This window comes from Sphingomonas sp. Leaf208 (assembly GCF_001421415.1).
In the GTDB taxonomy this organism is placed as follows: domain Bacteria; phylum Pseudomonadota; class Alphaproteobacteria; order Sphingomonadales; family Sphingomonadaceae; genus Sphingomonas.
On sequence record NZ_LMKH01000035.1, the window covers coordinates 336,511 to 353,747 of the forward strand.

At 66.2% G+C, this 17,237-nt stretch carries 16 protein-coding genes and 1 riboswitch; of the genes, 12 read left to right on the plus strand and 4 right to left on the minus strand.

Features of this window, described 5'->3' with window-relative positions; translation table 11 throughout:
- Nucleotides 1–36 precede the first annotated feature (36 nt).
- On the minus strand, nt 37–1,263 hold the full coding sequence (locus ASE69_RS16490) for an ATP-binding protein (RefSeq protein WP_056489028.1): 1,227 nt from the start codon (nt 1,261–1,263) through the stop codon (nt 37–39).
- A 213-nt stretch (nt 1,264–1,476) separates the two neighbouring features.
- On the opposite strand from ASE69_RS16490, the gene ASE69_RS16495 reads away from it, so the two are divergent.
- The 4 genes from ASE69_RS16495 to ASE69_RS16510 are packed head-to-tail and all read left to right on the plus strand — an operon-like array spanning nt 1,477 to nt 4,013.
- Complete coding sequence (locus tag ASE69_RS16495; RefSeq protein WP_056489030.1) at nt 1,477–1,902, plus strand: hypothetical protein; 426 nt, start codon at nt 1,477–1,479, stop codon at nt 1,900–1,902.
- A gap of 43 nt (nt 1,903–1,945) precedes the next feature.
- The gene (locus ASE69_RS16500; protein ID WP_056489032.1) at nt 1,946–2,182 is read left to right on the plus strand and encodes an HPr-rel-A system PqqD family peptide chaperone; all 237 of its coding nucleotides are present in this window, start codon (nt 1,946–1,948) and stop codon (nt 2,180–2,182) included.
- Nucleotides 2,179–3,039 (plus strand): HprK-related kinase A, encoded by an 861-nt coding sequence (locus ASE69_RS16505; protein ID WP_056489034.1) that lies wholly within the window; start codon nt 2,179–2,181, stop codon nt 3,037–3,039. The genes ASE69_RS16500 and ASE69_RS16505 overlap by 4 nt, the downstream gene beginning before the upstream one ends.
- Entirely contained in the window at nt 3,024–4,013 is a 990-nt protein-coding gene (locus ASE69_RS16510) for a nucleotidyltransferase family protein (protein WP_056489036.1), read from the plus strand. The genes ASE69_RS16505 and ASE69_RS16510 overlap by 16 nt, the downstream gene beginning before the upstream one ends.
- On the opposite strand, the gene ASE69_RS16515 is transcribed toward ASE69_RS16510, so the two are convergent.
- Together ASE69_RS16515 and ASE69_RS16520 are read right to left on the minus strand one after the other, a co-directional pair.
- On the minus strand, nt 4,010–4,369 hold the full coding sequence (locus ASE69_RS16515; RefSeq protein WP_056489038.1) for a hypothetical protein: 360 nt from the start codon (nt 4,367–4,369) through the stop codon (nt 4,010–4,012). The two genes, ASE69_RS16510 and ASE69_RS16515, sit on opposite strands and share 4 nt — an antisense overlap.
- Nucleotides 4,366–5,049: an HAD-IA family hydrolase gene (locus ASE69_RS16520; protein WP_056489040.1), complete on the minus strand. Its 684-nt coding sequence runs from the start codon at nt 5,047–5,049 to the stop codon at nt 4,366–4,368. Before ASE69_RS16520 ends, ASE69_RS16515 begins: the two co-directional genes overlap by 4 nt.
- A gap of 62 nt (nt 5,050–5,111) precedes the next feature.
- On the opposite strand from ASE69_RS16520, the gene glmU reads away from it, so the two are divergent.
- From glmU to ASE69_RS16555, 7 genes are all read left to right on the plus strand, one after another.
- Nucleotides 5,112–6,506 carry a bifunctional UDP-N-acetylglucosamine diphosphorylase/glucosamine-1-phosphate N-acetyltransferase GlmU gene (glmU, locus tag ASE69_RS16525; protein WP_056489042.1) on the plus strand — a complete coding sequence of 465 codons (1,395 nt, stop codon included), beginning with the start codon at nt 5,112–5,114 and terminating at the stop codon, nt 6,504–6,506.
- Between the two features lie 26 nt (nt 6,507–6,532).
- On the plus strand, nt 6,533–8,356 hold the full coding sequence (gene glmS / locus ASE69_RS16530; RefSeq protein WP_056489044.1) for a glutamine--fructose-6-phosphate transaminase (isomerizing): 1,824 nt from the start codon (nt 6,533–6,535) through the stop codon (nt 8,354–8,356).
- A gap of 257 nt (nt 8,357–8,613) precedes the next feature.
- A riboswitch (glycine riboswitch) is annotated at nt 8,614–8,717 on the plus strand.
- A 155-nt stretch (nt 8,718–8,872) separates the two neighbouring features.
- On the plus strand, nt 8,873–10,105 hold the full coding sequence (gcvT, locus tag ASE69_RS16535) for a glycine cleavage system aminomethyltransferase GcvT (RefSeq protein WP_056489046.1): 1,233 nt from the start codon (nt 8,873–8,875) through the stop codon (nt 10,103–10,105).
- Nucleotide 10,106: 1 nt separating this feature from the next.
- The gene (gene gcvH, locus ASE69_RS16540) at nt 10,107–10,478 is read left to right on the plus strand and encodes a glycine cleavage system protein GcvH (protein WP_056489047.1); all 372 of its coding nucleotides are present in this window, start codon (nt 10,107–10,109) and stop codon (nt 10,476–10,478) included.
- 113 nt (nt 10,479–10,591) lie between these two features.
- A complete protein-coding gene (gcvPA, locus tag ASE69_RS16545; RefSeq protein ID WP_056489050.1) occupies nt 10,592–11,950 on the plus strand; it encodes an aminomethyl-transferring glycine dehydrogenase subunit GcvPA in 1,359 nt (452 codons plus the stop codon).
- A gap of 139 nt (nt 11,951–12,089) precedes the next feature.
- On the plus strand, nt 12,090–13,751 hold the full coding sequence (gcvPB, locus tag ASE69_RS16550) for an aminomethyl-transferring glycine dehydrogenase subunit GcvPB (RefSeq protein WP_056489052.1): 1,662 nt from the start codon (nt 12,090–12,092) through the stop codon (nt 13,749–13,751).
- Between the two features lie 225 nt (nt 13,752–13,976).
- Nucleotides 13,977–14,501: a CcdC protein domain-containing protein gene (locus ASE69_RS16555; RefSeq protein ID WP_235518900.1), complete on the plus strand. Its 525-nt coding sequence runs from the start codon at nt 13,977–13,979 to the stop codon at nt 14,499–14,501.
- Nucleotides 14,502–14,656: 155 nt separating this feature from the next.
- Here ASE69_RS16555 and ASE69_RS16560 read toward each other — a convergent pair whose 3' ends face one another.
- Nucleotides 14,657–15,553 (minus strand): DMT family transporter, encoded by an 897-nt coding sequence (locus tag ASE69_RS16560; RefSeq protein WP_056489056.1) that lies wholly within the window; start codon nt 15,551–15,553, stop codon nt 14,657–14,659.
- A gap of 85 nt (nt 15,554–15,638) precedes the next feature.
- Between ASE69_RS16560 and ASE69_RS16565 the strand changes: the two genes are divergently transcribed.
- A complete protein-coding gene (locus ASE69_RS16565; protein WP_056489057.1) occupies nt 15,639–17,174 on the plus strand; it encodes an aminoacyl--tRNA ligase-related protein in 1,536 nt (511 codons plus the stop codon).
- Nucleotides 17,175–17,237: the final 63 nt, after the last annotated feature.

Here is a 17,237-nt window from a genome sequence, read left to right on the forward strand (position 1 = left end):
TAGCGGTACTTAAGACGATCCTGTGTGACAGTTGGGTTACCCTTTTATGACAGCGCCTTTGGTCGCGCCGCCGCTCGGGGGCAGGATGACCGAAACCACCGTACCGACGCCGACCTGACTCGCGATATCGAGCCGACCGCGGTGCCGCTCGACGATATGCTTGACGATCGCCAGCCCGAGACCCGTCCCGCCTAGCGACCGGCTGCGTCCCGCATCCGCGCGATAGAAGCGCTCGGTCAGCCGCGGAATGTGCACCGCCGCGATCCCGTCGCCCTCGTCGCGGATCGACAAGCGGATCATACCGGCATCGTCGCGCTTCAGTTCGATCGTCACCGGCGTCCCCGCACGCCCGTATTTCATCGCATTGCCTATTAGGTTGTGGAGCATCTGCGACAGCTGCACCCGATCCCCCGACACCGAGGAGAGGTTCGGATCGATCGTCGCGACCAGATCATGCCCGCGATCACCCGCGGCATCGGCGAGTTCGTCGCGCGTGTCCTCGACGAGTTGCGCGAAATCGACCGCCTGGTCGGGCAGGCGAAACTTCTCCGCCTCGATGCGCGACAACGAGATCAGGTCCTCGACCAGCCGCTGCATCCGCCGCGCCTCGTCATCCATCACCTTCAGGAAACGCGCACGAACCTCCGCATCCTCGCCGGCCTCCTCGCGCAGCGTCTCGATGAAGCCAAGAATAGACGCCAGGGGCGTACGAAGTTCGTGGCTGGCATTGGCAACGAAATCGATCCGCATCCGCTCGGCGGCGTAGTTGCCGGTCTGGTCGACGAGGTGGACGATTCGCTGGCCGTCCGACGTCTCGCTGAGCAGCATCTCCCAGCGCTGGTCCCGCGTGCCCAGCCCGACCAGCTCGATCGGCCGCTCACCATCGATCGGCCCCGGCGTGCCCAGGCGCTCGGCGGCGGCAGGATGGCGGATCGCAACGCGCGCGTCCTCGCCAAGGATATGCGCGCCGAGCAACGTCCGCGCGGCACGATTGGCGACCACGACGCGGCCGTCCTCGACCAGCATTACCGGTGCGACGATCGCGTCGAGCACGTCGTCGAGCACAGACGGCGACGCGCTCGTCGCGTCGTCCAGGGCAGGCGCCTCGTCCCCGGTGCCGGCAGCCACCAGCGCGGCTGCGATCCCGCCGACAAGCGCGACGATCGCGCCCTGCACGTCGCGGGTGAGCGCGAACACCGCGACCGCAGCGATGACGACCACGACGATCGCCCAAAACGTACGCAGGCCAAATCCGGAAAGCATTGCGGTCTCCTGGGACGGAATCGACGTCCATGCGCAGCGCCATACAGCGGCACGATGCAAACCGGTATCGTCTGTTGGCGCCATCGACTTGCCGACCGCGGAAACGAACGGCGTGCGAAGTCGTCCTACTCCGGCACGCTCTCCCAAGCGTCGATACGGCGATGTTGTCAGCGCTTCAGGATTATGAAAGGGCTGTGATCTAGCAGGGGCATCATGGACGACATCGAACTCAACCAAGATCCGGTCGCAACCGCGGAGACCGACACCGGCGTTCCATCGCGTCGCCGCGTGCTGGCGCTCGGCGCGATGACTGCAGGCATGGTGGTGTCGATTCGCCCGGCGCTCGCGCAGACCGCGGGTTCGGTGTTGAACTGCGAGATCCCCGTGCCCGATCCGGGTCGCGCGGGCAGCTATATCGATGCGGATGGAGGCGTCGTGCCAGCGCGTACCAAGGGTGCATTCCCGCCCTCGACCCGCGCGTTCAAGGGTGAAGAGGTCAAGCGCGCCTTGGCCAGCGGCAGCACGCTGCCCGGTACCGATTCGGACCGCAGCCGCGCGTACGTCAAATATATCCGCCGGTTGCAGCGCGGCCAGGGCGGCTTCACCTGCTTCGCATCGTTGCAGATGCCGCGCGGCTGAGGCCGTGTCGGGGACGATCTTTCGGGGACCGCCCGACGGAGGCATGCTGATCGCGCCGCTCGATGAATTCACCGCGGTATATCATCGCGCGTCGGGTATCACGCATTTACTAACCGAACCCGCACCGCAGATCCTAGCGGTGCTGGGCGAGGGAGCATCGTCGCTGGACGTCCTCCTGGAGCGGCTTGGACGGGACTATGATCTCGACGACGGTACGCGTGAGGCTTTGGCGGCACGGCTCGAAGAACTGGTCGAAGCCGGACTGATCGAGCGGGCATGAGGTACGCCTTTTCCGTCCGCATCGGGCCGATAGGTTTCCGCATCGGCTCCGACTGGCGCGCGCCGATCGCCGAACTCCGAAGCCTGTACCGCGATTACCCGAAGCCGCACGACGGCATCCCCGACTTCACCGTGCGCCTGTTTGCGCGGCGTCCGTGGCGCAGGATCATACGCCCATCCGTCGAGATCGGTGGCGATTACATGCTCCCCGAAGCTGCACCGCTGCCGTTGCGCCAGGGACTGCTGGCTGCCGAGATGGCGATGAACCTGCAGATGGCGCTGGGCGCCCGCCGCTATCTGTTGCTTCACGCGTCCGCAGTCGCGCGCGATGGTCGCGCCGTGTTGATGACCGGCATCTCGGGCGCAGGGAAGTCGACGCTCGCGACCTTGCTCGCGGCGAAGGGCTGGCGGTTCATGGGGGACGAGTTCGCGTTGCTCGATGCCGCGACCGGGCTGGTCCACGCGTTCCCACGATTGATCAGTCTCAAGAACGAAGCGATCGCTGCGGCCGAGTTGGCGTGGCCTGATGCGCGGATGGGGCCGCTGATGCCAGCGACGCCGAAAGGCGACATCCGTCACATGGTCCCCGACGCGCGCGCGATCGCGGCGATGGACACGCCCGCTTTGCCGGCACTGCTCGTCTTCCCGCGCTACGGTTTCGAGCCGGAGACGCGACCGGTGCCGCCGGCCGAGGCGTTCGTGCGGATGACGCAGGCCTCGACCAACTACGTCGCGCTGGGCGAGCCCGGCTTTCGGTCGCTGACGGGCTTGATCGCCGACATTCCTTCGGTCGCGATCGATTATCCGGACGGTGCGAGCGCGATAGAGCAGGTCGAGGCGCTATGGTCCGCCCTGTGAACGATGCCCGCATCCTCGCTCGCGCGCTCGCCGATCCGGGCAGCATCGTCGGGCTCGATGCGGACGGCTGGACCGCACTGCTGACGATGGCGCGGGCGGAGCAGTTGATCGGTACGCTGGCGATGCGTCTCGACGGCCTGCAGATGCCTGATGGCGTGCAGGCCATCCTGGCCGACGCCCGCGCCGCCGCCGAGCACGGCCGCCGTGCCGCGCTATGGGAGGCCGAGATGGCCCGGCGTGCGCTGTCCGCGGTCGACTGCCCGGTCATCCTGCTGAAGGGCACCGCGTTCGTCGCGGCGGGTTTGTCGGCAGGGCAAGGGCGGTTGATTGGCGACCTCGACATCCTTGTGCCGCACGCATCGATCGACGCGGTCGAGGCGGCGCTGCTCGCGGCTGGATGGGAATGGGTCAAGCCCGATCCGTATGACGACGTCTATTATCGCCGCTGGATGCACGAGCTCCCGCCGCTGATCCACCGCGAGCGCGACCGGATGATCGACGTCCATCACACCATCCTGCCACTGACCGCGCGGATCACGCCTGATGCGGCGGCGCTAATCGCCGGGAGTTTCACACTGGAGAACGGCCTGCGGACCCTCTCCCCCAACGGAATGCTTGTACACGCGGCGGCGCATCTGTTCGCCGATGGAGACCTCGCCGGCGGCCTCCGTAACCTGTGGGACATCCGCTGTCTGATCGAGGAGTTCGGCACCAACGGGCTCGATATGGAGGCAAAACGTCACGGCCTATCCCGCGAAGTGGCCCGGTCCTTGCGCCTCGTCGATGCGCTTTTCGCCGAAGGAACTGCGCGCGGGGCCGATCGTCTCTACATCCGTCGCATCACCGCACGGGACGGTTGGGGCAGGCCGACCCGACCGATCACCCGGCTAGGCTTCTACGTCCGATCGCACTTGCTGCGCATGCCGCCAGCGATGCTCGCGCGCCATTTGTGGACGAAGTGGCGCAAGGCTTAGTTGAGACGTGCGCCACGCCTGCGTCGGACGGCCCAGACGATCAGCAACACGACGGTGATCGCCAGCGTATCGGCGATCCAGTCGTAGATGTCGCAGTCGCGGTGCAGCGACGGGATCGCCTGCAGGACCTCGATCATCGCGCCGAGAAACGACAGCCGCTCGCCGATCCTGAATAACCGCGCGGTCGGAAACGACAGCGCCGCCAGCAACGCCATCGTCGCGAAGGCGAGCATGTGCCCGAACTTGTCCCCGAACTGGTCGATCGGCATGTGCGGCGGCTTCGGCAGCAAAGCCATCGTCACTGCGAACACGATCGCCATGACCAGCGCGATGCGCGTGAGCGTCGTCCGGTTCATGCGCGGAGCCTTTCGAGCGTCGGGACGAGTACGTCGAAACCGTCGATCACCGCGTCGGCGCCAAGCTCTGCTACGGGCTGCATCAGGAAGCCGAAGCTGCACGCGATCGTCGGCAACCCCGCCGCATGCCCGGCTTGGATATCAAAGATCGAATCGCCGACGAACGCCGCGCGGTCTCCGCCGCCCCCGCTTTCACGACACAGCTTCACCATCTCGTGGATCGGCATTGGCGACGGCTTCGACTCCGCCATCGTATCGCCGCCCAGGATGCAGGCAAATCGATCGATCAGCCCGAGTTCGCCCAGTACGGTCCGCGCAAACCGTTCGATCTTATTGGTGACGATCCCCAGCGTCACGCCCTTCGCAGCCAAGGCATCCAGCGCGTCGATCACACCTGGGTAAGGCTTTGTAAGCACGCAGATATTCGCCTCGTAATAGGCGAGCAGATCGGCGTGCAGCGCATCAAGCATCGGTTCGTCATACCCGCCGGTCGCGGTCAGGCCCTGCTTGAGCATGTGCCGCGCGCCGCCGCCGATCATCGGCTTGACCTGCTCGACGGTGAGGGGCGGGCGACCGACAGTAGCGAGCGCGTGGTTGACCGCGGCGGCCAGGTCGCCGCTCGTGTTGAGCAACGTGCCGTCCAGGTCGAACCCGACGATATCGAATAAAAAATGCGTCATTGGATGCGGGCCTGCCAGCGAGACTATGGAATTGGCAAGGCTTTCGTGGCAGCGATCCTTCCATGACGACGCATTCCATCGACCAACCGATTCCGGCCCACCCCATCGCAGTCGTGATCCTCGCTGCCGGCAAGGGTACGCGGATGAAATCTGATCTTCACAAGGTGCTTCATCCGATCGCCGGCCGACCGATGCTGCTGCATCTCGTCGCAAGCGCGGCGGCGTTGCAGCCGGCGAAGACCGTCGTCGTGACCGGGGCGGGGCGTGAACAGGTCGAGGCGGCGGTGGCACCGCTTGGGATCGCCACTGCGCTCCAGGCGGAGCAACTCGGCACCGGCCACGCGGTCGCGCAGGCCCGCGACGCGCTGGCGGGGTTCGAGGGCGACGTCCTGATCCTCTACGGCGATGTGCCGCTGGTCACCGCCACGACGATGCAGCGGATGATCGATCGGTTGCACGCCGACGACACGCCCGCCGTCGTCGTGCTCGGCTTTCGCCCGGAAAACCCTGGCGCCTATGGTCGCGTGATCGCCGATGCCGCGGGCCGGATGGACCGGATCGTCGAGTATAATGACGCGTCGGAGGCGGAACGGGCGGTGACGTTGTGTAACTCCGGGCTGATGGCGGTGCACTCGACCGACCTGTTCGCGCTGCTCGACCGGCTCGGCAACGACAATGCGGCGGGCGAATATTACCTCACCGATATTGTCGGTCTGGCAGGGGCCGACGGCCGTTCGTCCGCCGTCATCGAAACCGGCGCGGACGAGGTCGCTGGCGTCAACAGCCGCGGCGAACTCGCCAGCGTCGAAGGCGCATGGCAGGCAACGCGTCGCGCGCAGGCGATGGCCGATGGCGTCACGTTGATCGCGCCCGATACAGTCTGGTTCTCGCACGACACGGTCCTCGGCCGTGATGTCGTGATCGAACCCAACGTCGTGTTCGGCCCCGGCGCGCGCATCGCTAATGGCGCGACGATCCACGCGTTCAGCCACATCGAGGGCGCCTCGGTCGGCAAGGGTGCGAACGTTGGTCCGTTCGCCCGCCTCCGCCCCGGCGCGGACCTGCATGCGGACGCCAAGGTCGGCAATTTCGTCGAGATCAAGAAGGCGGTCATCGGCGAAGGCGCGAAGGTCAGCCACCTGACCTATATCGGCGACGCGGATATCGGCGCGGGCGTGAATATTGGCGCGGGGACGATCACCTGCAACTACGACGGTTACTTCAAATACCGCACCGTGATCGGCGCGGGCGCGTTCATCGGTTCGAACTCCGCGCTGGTCGCGCCTGTCACGATCGGCGCAGGTGCCATCGTCGCCGCGGGATCGGTCGTGACTCAGGACGTCGAGGCCGATGCGCTGGCACTGGTCCGCCCGCCGCAAATCGCGAGGCCCGGCTGGGCCAGGCGCTTTCGCGACGGCATGATCGCGCGTAAGGCCGCCCAAGCAAGCGGCAAGTAAGACCCGTTCCACGGAGTATGATGTAAATGTGTGGTATCGTTGGAATCCTGAGCGGCGAAGATGTTGCCGGTCGTCTGCTGGATGGTCTGAAGCGGCTCGAATATCGCGGCTATGACTCGGCCGGCATCGCGACTGACAATGACGGCGCGATCGAGCGGCGGCGGGCGTCGGGCAAGCTGGTCAATCTGGCGAACGAACTCGCCGCGCATCCGCTGCCTGGCAAGACCGGTATCGCGCATACGCGTTGGGCGACGCATGGCGGCCCGACGACCAACAACGCGCACCCGCATGCGACCGGCGAGGTCGCGGTGGTCCACAACGGCATCATCGAGAACTTCAAGCCGCTACGCGACGAACTGATCGCGCGCGGCCGGACGTTCACTAGCGAGACCGACACCGAGGTCGTTGCGCATCTCGTCAGTGAGAAGGTCGAGGCGGGGATGGACCCGGTATCGGCCGTCCGCGAGATCCTGCCGCGCCTTCACGGTGCATTCGCGCTCGCGATCCTGTTCCGCCAGCATCCCGACCTGCTGATCGGCGCGCGCCTCGGCTCGCCGCTGGTCGTCGGCCACGGCGACGGCGAGATGTATCTCGGCTCGGACGCGCTGGCGCTCGCGCCGCTGACGCAGCGGATCGCGTATCTCGATGAGGGCGACTGGGTCGTGCTGACCCGTGATGGCGCGCAGGTCTATGACCGCGAGAACACGCCGGTCGAGCGCGCTATCACGATTTCTGGGATCACTGGCGACGTGATCTCGAAGGGCAACCACAAGCATTACATGCTGAAGGAAATCTACGAGCAACCGATTGTCGTCGCGCAGACGCTGCGCTCGTATCTGAAGCGGATGGAAGGCGAGATCACGCTGCCGATCCCCGAGTTCGACCTGTCGACGATCAAGCGCGTAACGATCGTCGCGTGCGGGACGAGCTTCTACGCGGGCATGGTCGCCAAATACTGGTTCGAACAGTTTGCGCGCGTCCCCGTCGACCTCGATGTCGCGTCCGAGTTCCGCTACCGCGAACCGGTGATGGAAGAGGGCGGCCTTGCTCTCTTCATCTCGCAGTCGGGCGAGACCGCGGACACGCTCGCGGCGCTGCGCCACGCCAAGGCCGAAGGCCAGAAGATCGCGGTCGTCGTCAACGTGCCGACCAGCACGATGGCGCGCGAGGCCGACCTGCTGTTGCCGACTCATGCGGAGCCTGAAATCGGCGTGGCATCGACCAAGGCGTTCACCTGCCAGCTCGCGGTTCTTGCGGCACTTGCGGCCAATCTGGCGCATGCCAAGGGTCTGCTGACCAAGGACCAGGAGCGCGAGATCGTCCGCCACCTCGCCGAGGCGCCCGCCGCGCTCAACGGCGCGCTGGCGTATGACGAGGCGATCGAGGCGATGGCGCACAAGATCGCCGGCGCGCGCGACGTGCTGTATCTGGGGCGCGGCACCGATTACCCGCTGGCGCTCGAGGGCGCGTTGAAGTTGAAGGAAATCAGCTACATCCACGCCGAGGGCTATGCCGCCGGCGAGATGAAGCACGGTCCGATCGCGCTGATCGACGAGCATGTGCCCGTCATCGTCATCGCGCCCTCGGGCCCGCTGTTCGAAAAGACCGTCAGCAACATGCAGGAAGTCATGGCACGCGGCGGCAAAGTCGTGCTGATCTCCGATTACGACGGCATCCAGGCGGCCGGCGAAGGCTGCATGGCGACGATCACCATGCCCAAGGTCCACCCGCTGATCGCGCCTTTGGTCTATGCGGTACCAGTGCAGTTGCTCGCGTATCACGTAGCAGTGCTGAAGGGTACGGACGTCGACCAGCCGCGGAATTTGGCGAAGAGCGTGACGGTCGAATAACGGCCCGCTCACCGTCGGGTCCTACACTTTGGGATAAGTCCACCTCCCCGGCGAAGGCCGGGGCCCAGTTGGGGAACGGTAGTAACGACGGATGGTCCGCTGTTACGACTACCTTTCCAACTGGGCCCCGGCCTTCGCCGGGGTGGTGCCTTTCTATCGGGTCGAGTGAGCGATTTCTTTCTGCGCTCCTCATCCCTCGATTGACTAAGATTGTGCGCCGCGTCACAACTCGCGGCGTCGATGTCGGGCAACCGGCATGGCACCGCGCGGGAGAGCGTTTCCGGTCCTTTCAGGGCTGATGGAACCGCCGAAGGAGCAACCACCCCGGAATCTCTCAGGCACCAGAGACCGCGCGGGGCTGATCGACACTCTGGAAAGCGTCCTGGCGTAAGTCGAGGGCCACCGAAGGGGTAAGCGCTGGACATATCCGGCGCGAAAGCTCTCAGGTCCCGTGACAGAGGGGGTTCGGATCGTTGCACCCATTGGTGCCGCGCGCCCCTTCGACGGAGACCGGATATGAGCGATTACGCGAGCATCATTGACCAGGCGGACGACTACGTCGAGCCCGAGGTCCTGCCGTTGCCGCTCGATGCGTGGCACCGGGCGCACGGCGCGCGGATGGTCGAGTTCGCCGGCTACGAGATGCCGATCCAGTATGAAGGCATCATGGCCGAGCACGCCTGGACGCGCGACTCGGCGGGCCTGTTCGACGTCAGCCACATGGGCCAACTCGTCTTCTCCGGCGAAGGCGTCGCGCACGCGCTCGAAACCGTCCTACCGGGCGATATCGCCGGCTTGGGCGAGGGCAAGATGCGCTACTCGCTGCTGCTCGCACAGGATGGCGGCATCCTCGACGACCTGATGGCCACGCGCCTGCCCGACGACCAGCCGTCGCCCTTCTCCGCGCAGGACGTCGAGCCCGAAGCCTACGACCCGCTCCACCCGTCGCCGACCGCAAGCGGCAGCTTCTACGTCGTCGTCAACGGCGCCACCAAGTATGACGACATCAGCTATCTGATTGAGCATCTTCCCTACGACGTCACGATCAACATCCTCGAAGATCAGGCACTGCTCGCGGTGCAGGGCCCCAAGGCGGTCGAGGCAGTCGCGCGGATCGTCCCCGGCGTCGACGCGCTCGTATTCATGACCGCCGGTGCGTTCCATTGGAACGACGTGCCGCTCTGGATCAGCCGCTCGGGCTACACCGGCGAGGATGGCGTCGAGATCTCGCTCCCCGCCGAACATGCCGTGGCGTTTGCCAACGCATTGCTCGCGCTCCCCGAGATCAAGCCGATCGGCCTCGGCGCCCGCGATTCGCTGCGTCTTGAAGCCGGCTTGCCGCTCTACGGTCACGACCTCGATCCCGAGATCACGCCGGTCATGGCCGACCTCGGCTTCGCGCTGTCGAAGCGCCGCCGCGAAGCCGCCGACTTCCCCGGTGCCGAGCGCATCCTCACCCAGCGCGAACACGGCCCCGCCGCCAAGCGCGTCGGCCTGATCGTCGAGGGCCGCCAGCCCGCGCGCGAGGGCGCCGAAGTGATCGACGACACCGGCGCGACGATCGGCCGCCTGACCAGCGGGGGCTTCGCACCGACGCTCGGGAAGCCGATCGCGATGGCCTATGTGCCGCTCGCGCTCGCCGCACCCGGCACCCGCATCGAAATCGCGCAACGCGGCAAGGTCCACACCGCCACCGTCACCGCGATGCCCTTCATTCCCCACCGCTACGTCCGCGCAGGAGCCAAGTGATATGAGCCGTTACTTCACGCAGGATCATGAATGGGTCGATGTCGACGGCGACGTCGGCACCGTCGGGATCTCCGAATACGCACAGAGCCAGCTCGGGGACGTCGTGTTCGTCGACGTCCCCGAAGCCGGCAAGACGCTGAGCAAGGGCGACGAAGCCGCGGTCGTCGAGTCGGTCAAGGCCGCGTCCGACGTGTACTCCCCCGTCTCGGGCACCGTCACCGAGGGCAACGCTGCACTCACCGACGATTCCAGCCTGGTGAACTCGGACGCCGAAGCGGCCGGCTGGTTCTTCAAGCTGACGCTCAGCGACCCGAGCGAACTCGACAACCTGATGGACGAAGCCGCCTACGCAGCCTTCGTCGAAGGACTGTAAGTCGCTGCTCCCCTCCCGCCTGCGGGAGGGGTCGGGGGAGGGGCTGATACAGTCGTTCCCCGCCTCATTCCCTCCCCCGACCCCTCCCGTAAACGGGAGGGGAGGAGACTAGAATGCGCTACCTTCCCCTGACCCAGCCCGACCGTGCGGACATGCTCGCCGTCATCGGCGCCGCAACCATCGACGACCTCTTCGTCGACGTGCCCGAAGCCGCCCGCCTCGACGGCCCGGTCCGCGACTTGCCGATGCACGCCTCCGAAATGGCGGTCGAACGCCACATGTCGGCGCTCGCCAAGAAGAACCTCACCGCCGGCGAAGCGCCGTTCTTCCTCGGCTGCGGCGCGTACAAGCATCACGTTCCCGCGTCGGTCGATCACCTGATCCAGCGCGGCGAGTTTCTCACCGCCTACACGCCGTACCAGCCGGAAATCGCGCAGGGCACGCTGCAGATGCTGTTCGAGTTCCAGACTCAGGTTGCGCGTCTGCTCGGCACCGATGTCGCCAACGCCTCGATGTACGACGGCTCGACCGCGTGCTGGGAAGCGATCGTGATGGCACGCCGCATCACCAAGCGGGGCAAGGCGATCCTGTCGTCGGGTCTCCACCCGCATTACGTCTCGGTCGCGAACACGATGGCCAAGTTCACCGGCGACGTGCTCGACACGACCGCGCCCGAACTGGTCGCCGACATGGACCTCGACCAGCTGATCGCGAAGATCGACGACGACACGTCGTGCGTGGTCGTCCAGTACCCCGACATCCTCGGCCGCATCGCCGACCTGCGCCCGCTCGCGGATGCGTGCCACGCGAAGAAGGCGCTGCTGATCGCCGTCGTCACCGAGCCCGTCGCCTTGGGCGCGATCACCTCGCCCGGCGAGATGGATGCGGACATCGTCGTCGGCGAAGGTCAGTCGCTCGGTGTCGGCCTCCAGTTCGGTGGACCCTATGTCGGCCTGTTCGGCTGCAAGGACAAATACGTCCGCCAGATGCCCGGTCGCCTTTGCGGCGAGACCGTCGACGCGGACGGCCGCCGCGGTTTCGTCCTGACGCTGTCGACCCGCGAGCAGCATATCCGCCGCGAAAAGGCGACGTCGAACATCTGCACCAACTCGGGCCTCTGCGCGCTGGCGTTCTCGATTCACATGACGCTGCTCGGCGAAGCCGGCCTGCGCCAGTTGGCCGAGGTGAACCACGCTGGCGCGGTCTCGGCGGCGGAACGCTTGTCGCAGATCCCCGGCGTCGAATTGGTCAACGACAGCTTCTTCAACGAATTCACGTTGAAGTTGCCCGTCGAAGCCCGCCCCGTCGTCCGTACGCTCGCCGATCGCGGCATTCTCGCCGGCGTATCGCTCGGGCGTTTGTACCCCGGCAACGACTCCCTCGCGAACGGCCTCGTCGTCGCCGTGACGGAAACGACCACCGCGGAGGACGTCGAAACGCTTGCGTCCGCACTCCAGGAGATACTGGCATGAGCGATCATTTTACCCCGTTCGTGCCGAGTAGAGACCGAGCCTGTCGAGGGCTCGTATCGAGGCACATGTCTCTCGATACGGCATCTCGACAAGCTCGATGCCTACTCGAGACGAACGGAATGGGTTGGGAGATCACGGCATGAGCATCAACCAGAGCGGCTGGCGCCCGACCTCGCCCGAGGCGAACACGGGTAACGTCCCCGCATCGGTAACCGGCAACAAGGCGCTGATGCTGGAAGAAGCGCTGATCTTCGAGATCGGCGACGCGCACACCACCGGCGTAGACTTCGCTGCTCCCTCTCCCCTCCGGGGAGAGGGTCGGGGTGAGGGGCAGCCCAGCAATGCGGCGCCCGGTACGACCCCTCAGCCAACCCTCTCCCCGCAGGGGAGAGGGCTATCGCGCCTCGGCAACCTGTCGCGCAAGGCGCCCATCGGCCTCCCGGGTCTCTCCGAACCAGAGACCGTCCGCCACTACACCCGCCTCTCGCGCCAGAACTACGGCATCGACCTTGGCTTCTTCCCGCTCGGATCGTGCACGATGAAGCACAACCCGCGCCTCAACGAGAAGATGGCGCGGCTCCCCGGGTTCTCCGACGTCCACCCGCTCCAGCCGGTCGACACCGTGCAGGGCGCATTGGAAGTCATCCACCAGCTCGCGCACTGGCTCGTCACGCTCACCGGCATGACCTCGGTCGCGATGAGCCCCAAGGCGGGCGCGCACGGCGAACTCTGCGGCGTCCTCGCGATCCGCGCGGCACTCGAAGCCAAGGGCGAAGGCGCGCGGAAGATCATCCTCGTCCCCGAGAGCGCACACGGCACCAACCCCGCCACCGCAGCCTTCGCCGGCTATAGCGTCGAGGACATCCCCGCCACCGCCGAAGGCCGCGTCGACACCGCCGCGCTGAAGGCCCGGCTCGGCCCCGACGTCGCCGGCGTGATGATCACCAACCCCAACACGTGTGGACTGTTCGAGCGCGACATGCGCGAAATCTCCGACGCGGTGCATGCGGCGGGCGGCTTCGTCTATTGCGACGGCGCGAACTTCAACGCGATCGTCGGCCGCGTCCGGCCAGGCGATCTCGGCATCGACGCGATGCACATCAACCTGCACAAGACCTTCTCGACGCCCCACGGCGGCGGCGGTCCGGGTTCGGGTCCGGTCGTGTTCTCGGAGGCTCTGACACCGTACGCGCCACTCCCCTTCGTCGAGAAGCAGGGCGATCAATTCGTCCTGGTCGAGGAAGAGAATGCCGACGAACATCACGCCGGCAGCTTCGGTCGCATGGTCGCGTTCCACGGCCAGATGGGCATGTTCACACGCGCGCTGACGTACATCCTCAGCCACGGCGCGGACGGCCTGCGCCAGGTGTCGGAGGACGCGGTGCTCAATGCGAACTACATCCTGCGCAGCCTCGACGACACGCTCGACGCACCGTTCGGCCCGTCGGGTCCGTGCATGCACGAGGCGCTGTTCTCGGACTCGGGCCTCGCCGCCGGCTTCTCGACGATTGACATCGCGAAGGGCCTGATCGACGAGGGCTTCCACCCGATGACGATGTATTTCCCGCTCGTCGTCCACGGCGCGATGCTGGTCGAGCCGACCGAGACCGAATCGAAGGCGGCGCTAGACCAGTTCATCGCCGCGCTCCGCTCGGTCGCCGAACGCGCGAAAGCTGGTGACCCGAGCCTCAAGACCGCGCCCCACTTCGCCCCCCGCGCGCGCCTCGACGAGACTCTCGCGGCGCGCAAGCCGGTACTGGTCTGGAAGGACCCCGCTCCGATGGCGCAAGCCGCGGAGTAAGGGGAGCAGGTGATCTTCGGGGCGTGACGCTTGCACCCGAAGGACAATACCACCCCGGCGAAGGCCGGGGTCCAATTGGGAGATGCTGCTGAGGGATGGCGGCGTGTCGTTATTGCCACCTTTTCAATTGGGCCCCGGCCTCCGCCGGGGTGGCAGTTCAAATGTGTCGTCGCCTCTTTACCTTGGCTGTATTGCTGCCATACTACACCAATTGAAGGTGATGGCGTGGGGGACGCAATGCAGGCGCACGAAGCACAAGGCTGGATCAGCTACGCGATCACCGCGGTCGTCATCGGCATAGTCTTCGCGGTCCGCTGGCGCCGCATGAGCGTGGCGAAACCTCTAAAGCTTGAACGCCTCTGGATCTTTCCTGCGATCTACGCCGCCGTCACGCTCTACATGTTCGCGATGTACCCGCCGCACGGCCTCGCTTGGCTGTTCTGCGCGCTGGCTTTGGTGATGGGCGCAGCACTAGGCTGGCAACGCGGCAAGCTCATGCGCATCACGATCAACCCCGATAGCCACGCACTCAACACGACGTCCTCACCGGCAGCGGTCCTGTTCATCGTAGCGATCGTCGCAGTCCGCACCGGCGCGCGCGCCGTGATCGGCGATGGCCACGCGCTCCACCTCGACGCCTTCGCCATCACCGACATGCTGGTCGCGTTGGCGCTAGGCCTGTTCACCACCCAACGAATCGAAATGTATCTCCGCGCCAAGCGGATGCTCGAAACGGCACGCGTCCGCTAACCCCCCGCTGCAAAATGATCCTCCCCGCCAGGGGGAGGTGGCTGGCCCTTGCCAGACGGAGGGGGAGGTAAGGAGCCACGTTGGTTCCGTATCCTCCCCCTCCGTCACCTTCGGCGACACCTCCCCCTGGCGGGGGAGGATTACAGGTCTCGCCATCAAGCAATCGCCTGCTCCGTCTCTTCCCGTCGCCGCACATGCTCGCGCCACACGATATACAACCCGCTAGCCACGATGACCGGCGCCCCAACCCACGTCGCCTCCGCCGGCAAAGTGTCGAACACCAGCCACCCCAGCAACGTCGCCCACAACAGACTAGAATAATCCATCGGCACCACCACCGACACCGGCCCGAGCCGCAACGACGTCGTCATCGCGATCTGCGCCAGCCCGCCGAATATCCCGACGCTCGCCAGACACACCCACGCGACCAGATCATGCGACTGCGCCGCCCGCCCGTAAAACACGGACAACGGAATTAACGACAGCGCCGAGAACCAGAACACCGTCGTCAGCGCGCTCTCGGTCTTGCCGATCTGCCGCAACAGGATCGACACGCTCGCCGTCCCGAACGCCCCCGCAAGCGCACACCCCGCACCCCATAACGGAAAGTGATCGCCGCTTCCGGGCTGTGCGACGATCAACACACCCGCAAACCCGGTCGCGACCGCCGCCCAGCGGTGCCACCCGGTCGGCTCGCGCAACACCAGCGCCCCCAGGATCGTCGCGAACACCGGCACCGTGAACCCGATCGTCGTCGCCTCCGCGAGCGGCAACGCGACGATCCCGTTGAAGGTAAATGCCATCGCCGAAAGCCCGACGATCGCGCGGACGATGTGCGCGGGCAGCCGCTTTGTAGCGACCGACGGCAGGCCGGGTCCGGCTAGGATTACGCCCGACACCAGCAGGCACGCTCCGAACTGACGAAAGAACAGGATCCCCGACACGCTCGCGCCGTGCCGCTCGGCCAGCTTGATCGCGCTGTTCATCAGCGCGAAGATCACGACCGACAGCAACCGCATGCCGATGGCGGGAAGGATGCGGTCGGTGGGCATGCGCGACCCCTACGCAAACCACCGCCGCGTCGCCACCCCGCAACTCACACGTGACGAACACCCCCGTACCCGCTATCCGCACCCCATGATAAAGCGCGCACTCCCCGTCACCCGCGAGGCGGATTTCTCCGCCTGGTACCAGGCCGTCATCTCGGAGGCCGATCTCGCCGAGGAATCCGGCGTCCGCGGTTGCATGGTCATTCGACCATGGGGCTACGGCATCTGGGAGCGTATCCAGCGCCTGCTCGACGACCGGATCAAGGCGACCGGCCATGAAAACTGCTATTTCCCGCTCTTCATCCCGCTCTCCTACTTCGAGAAGGAGGCCGAGCACGTCGACGGGTTCGCCAAGGAAATGGCGGTGGTCACGCACCACCGCCTGAAGGCCGACGGCTATGGCCGCCTGATCCCCGACCCCGACGCCAAGCTCGAGGAGCCGCTCGTCGTCCGGCCGACCTCCGAGATGGTCATCGGCGCCGCGTTCACGCGCTGGATCCAGTCGTGGCGCGACCTGCCCGTGCTGATCAACCAATGGGCCAACGTCGTCCGCTGGGAGATGCGCACGCGCATGTTCCTGCGCACCAGCGAGTTCCTCTGGCAGGAAGGCCACACCGCGCACGCCACCGCGGACGAGGCACGCGACGAGACGCTGAAGATGCTCGAAGTCTATCGCGATTTCGCGGAGGAATGCCTCGGCGTCCACGTGATCGCCGGCGAGAAGCCCGAGAACGAGCGCTTCCCGGGCGCCGTCGCGACCTATTCGATCGAGGCGATGATGCAGGACGGCAAGGCGCTGCAAGCCGGCACCTCGCACTTCCTCGGCACCAACTTCGCCTCGGCGCAGAACATCCGCTTCCAGAACGCAGGCGGTGAGTTCGAGCTGTGCAACACCACCAGCTGGGGCGTGTCGACGCGGATGATCGGCGCGGTCATCATGGTCCACGGCGACGACGACGGCCTGCGCGTGCCGCCCATGATCGCGCCGTGGCAGGTCGTGATCGTGCCGATGCTGCGTGACGTCCCCGAAGACGCGGCGATCGTCGACTATTGCAAGTCGCTTCAGGCCGAACTCGCCAAGCAGTCCGCGCTCGGCGAGCCGGTCCGCGCGCTGCTCGACCTGAAACCTGCCAAGGCCGCGACCAAGCGCTGGGGCTGGGTCAAGAAGGGCGCCCCGATCGTGATCGAGGTCGGCGGCCGCGACATGGCCGGCGGCAACGTCACCGTGATCCGCCGCGATCGCCTGTACCGCGAGGATGGCAAGCTCGACAGCGTCGCCACGCCGCGCGACGCGTTCGTCGGCGAGCTCTCGGGCATGCTGGCCGAAGTGCAGGCGACGCTCCACGTCGAATCGATGAACCGCGTGAAGGGCAACATCGTCCCCGCGAACGACTTCGCCGCAGTCGAGGCGCATTTCGCGGACGGCGTGAAGAACCCCGGCTGGGTCGACGTCCGCTGGTCGAAGCCGACCGGCGCGGCACTCGATAAGGTCGTCGAGCGGTTGAAGGCGCTGAAGCTCACGATCCGCAACGCGCCGATGGGGCAAACCGGGTGCGACGACGGCGCTTGCATCTTCACCGGCGAACCCGCGGTGGAACGCATCCTGATCGGCCGCGCCTACTAGGCGCTGACAAGCTGGGACCGGCGTCACGTCCAAGGCTGCTTACCGGCGCTGTGCCGGGAATAG

What these genes read in the sequence shown, in the direction of transcription:
- ASE69_RS16515 (WP_056489038.1), bottom strand. Translation starts at nt 4,369, where the DNA reads ATGAACCGGACGACGCTCACGCGCATCGCGCTGGTCATGGCGATCGTG.
- gcvPA (WP_056489050.1), top strand. Translation starts at nt 10,592, where the DNA reads ATGCGCTACCTTCCCCTGACCCAGCCCGACCGTGCGGACATGCTCGCC.
- ASE69_RS16560 (WP_056489056.1), bottom strand. Translation starts at nt 15,553, where the DNA reads ATGCCCACCGACCGCATCCTTCCCGCCATCGGCATGCGGTTGCTGTCG.
- ASE69_RS16505 (WP_056489034.1), top strand. Translation starts at nt 2,179, where the DNA reads ATGAGGTACGCCTTTTCCGTCCGCATCGGGCCGATAGGTTTCCGCATC.
- ASE69_RS16495 (WP_056489030.1), top strand. Translation starts at nt 1,477, where the DNA reads ATGGACGACATCGAACTCAACCAAGATCCGGTCGCAACCGCGGAGACC.
- glmS (WP_056489044.1), top strand. Translation starts at nt 6,533, where the DNA reads ATGTGTGGTATCGTTGGAATCCTGAGCGGCGAAGATGTTGCCGGTCGT.
- ASE69_RS16500 (WP_056489032.1), top strand. Translation starts at nt 1,946, where the DNA reads ATGCTGATCGCGCCGCTCGATGAATTCACCGCGGTATATCATCGCGCG.
- ASE69_RS16510 (WP_056489036.1), top strand. Translation starts at nt 3,024, where the DNA reads ATGGTCCGCCCTGTGAACGATGCCCGCATCCTCGCTCGCGCGCTCGCC.
- gcvT (WP_056489046.1), top strand. Translation starts at nt 8,873, where the DNA reads ATGAGCGATTACGCGAGCATCATTGACCAGGCGGACGACTACGTCGAG.
- gcvPB (WP_056489052.1), top strand. Translation starts at nt 12,090, where the DNA reads ATGAGCATCAACCAGAGCGGCTGGCGCCCGACCTCGCCCGAGGCGAAC.
- ASE69_RS16565 (WP_056489057.1), top strand. Translation starts at nt 15,639, where the DNA reads ATGATAAAGCGCGCACTCCCCGTCACCCGCGAGGCGGATTTCTCCGCC.
- ASE69_RS16490 (WP_056489028.1), bottom strand. Translation starts at nt 1,263, where the DNA reads ATGCTTTCCGGATTTGGCCTGCGTACGTTTTGGGCGATCGTCGTGGTC.
- ASE69_RS16520 (WP_056489040.1), bottom strand. Translation starts at nt 5,049, where the DNA reads ATGACGCATTTTTTATTCGATATCGTCGGGTTCGACCTGGACGGCACG.
- gcvH (WP_056489047.1), top strand. Translation starts at nt 10,107, where the DNA reads ATGAGCCGTTACTTCACGCAGGATCATGAATGGGTCGATGTCGACGGC.
- glmU (WP_056489042.1), top strand. Translation starts at nt 5,112, where the DNA reads ATGACGACGCATTCCATCGACCAACCGATTCCGGCCCACCCCATCGCA.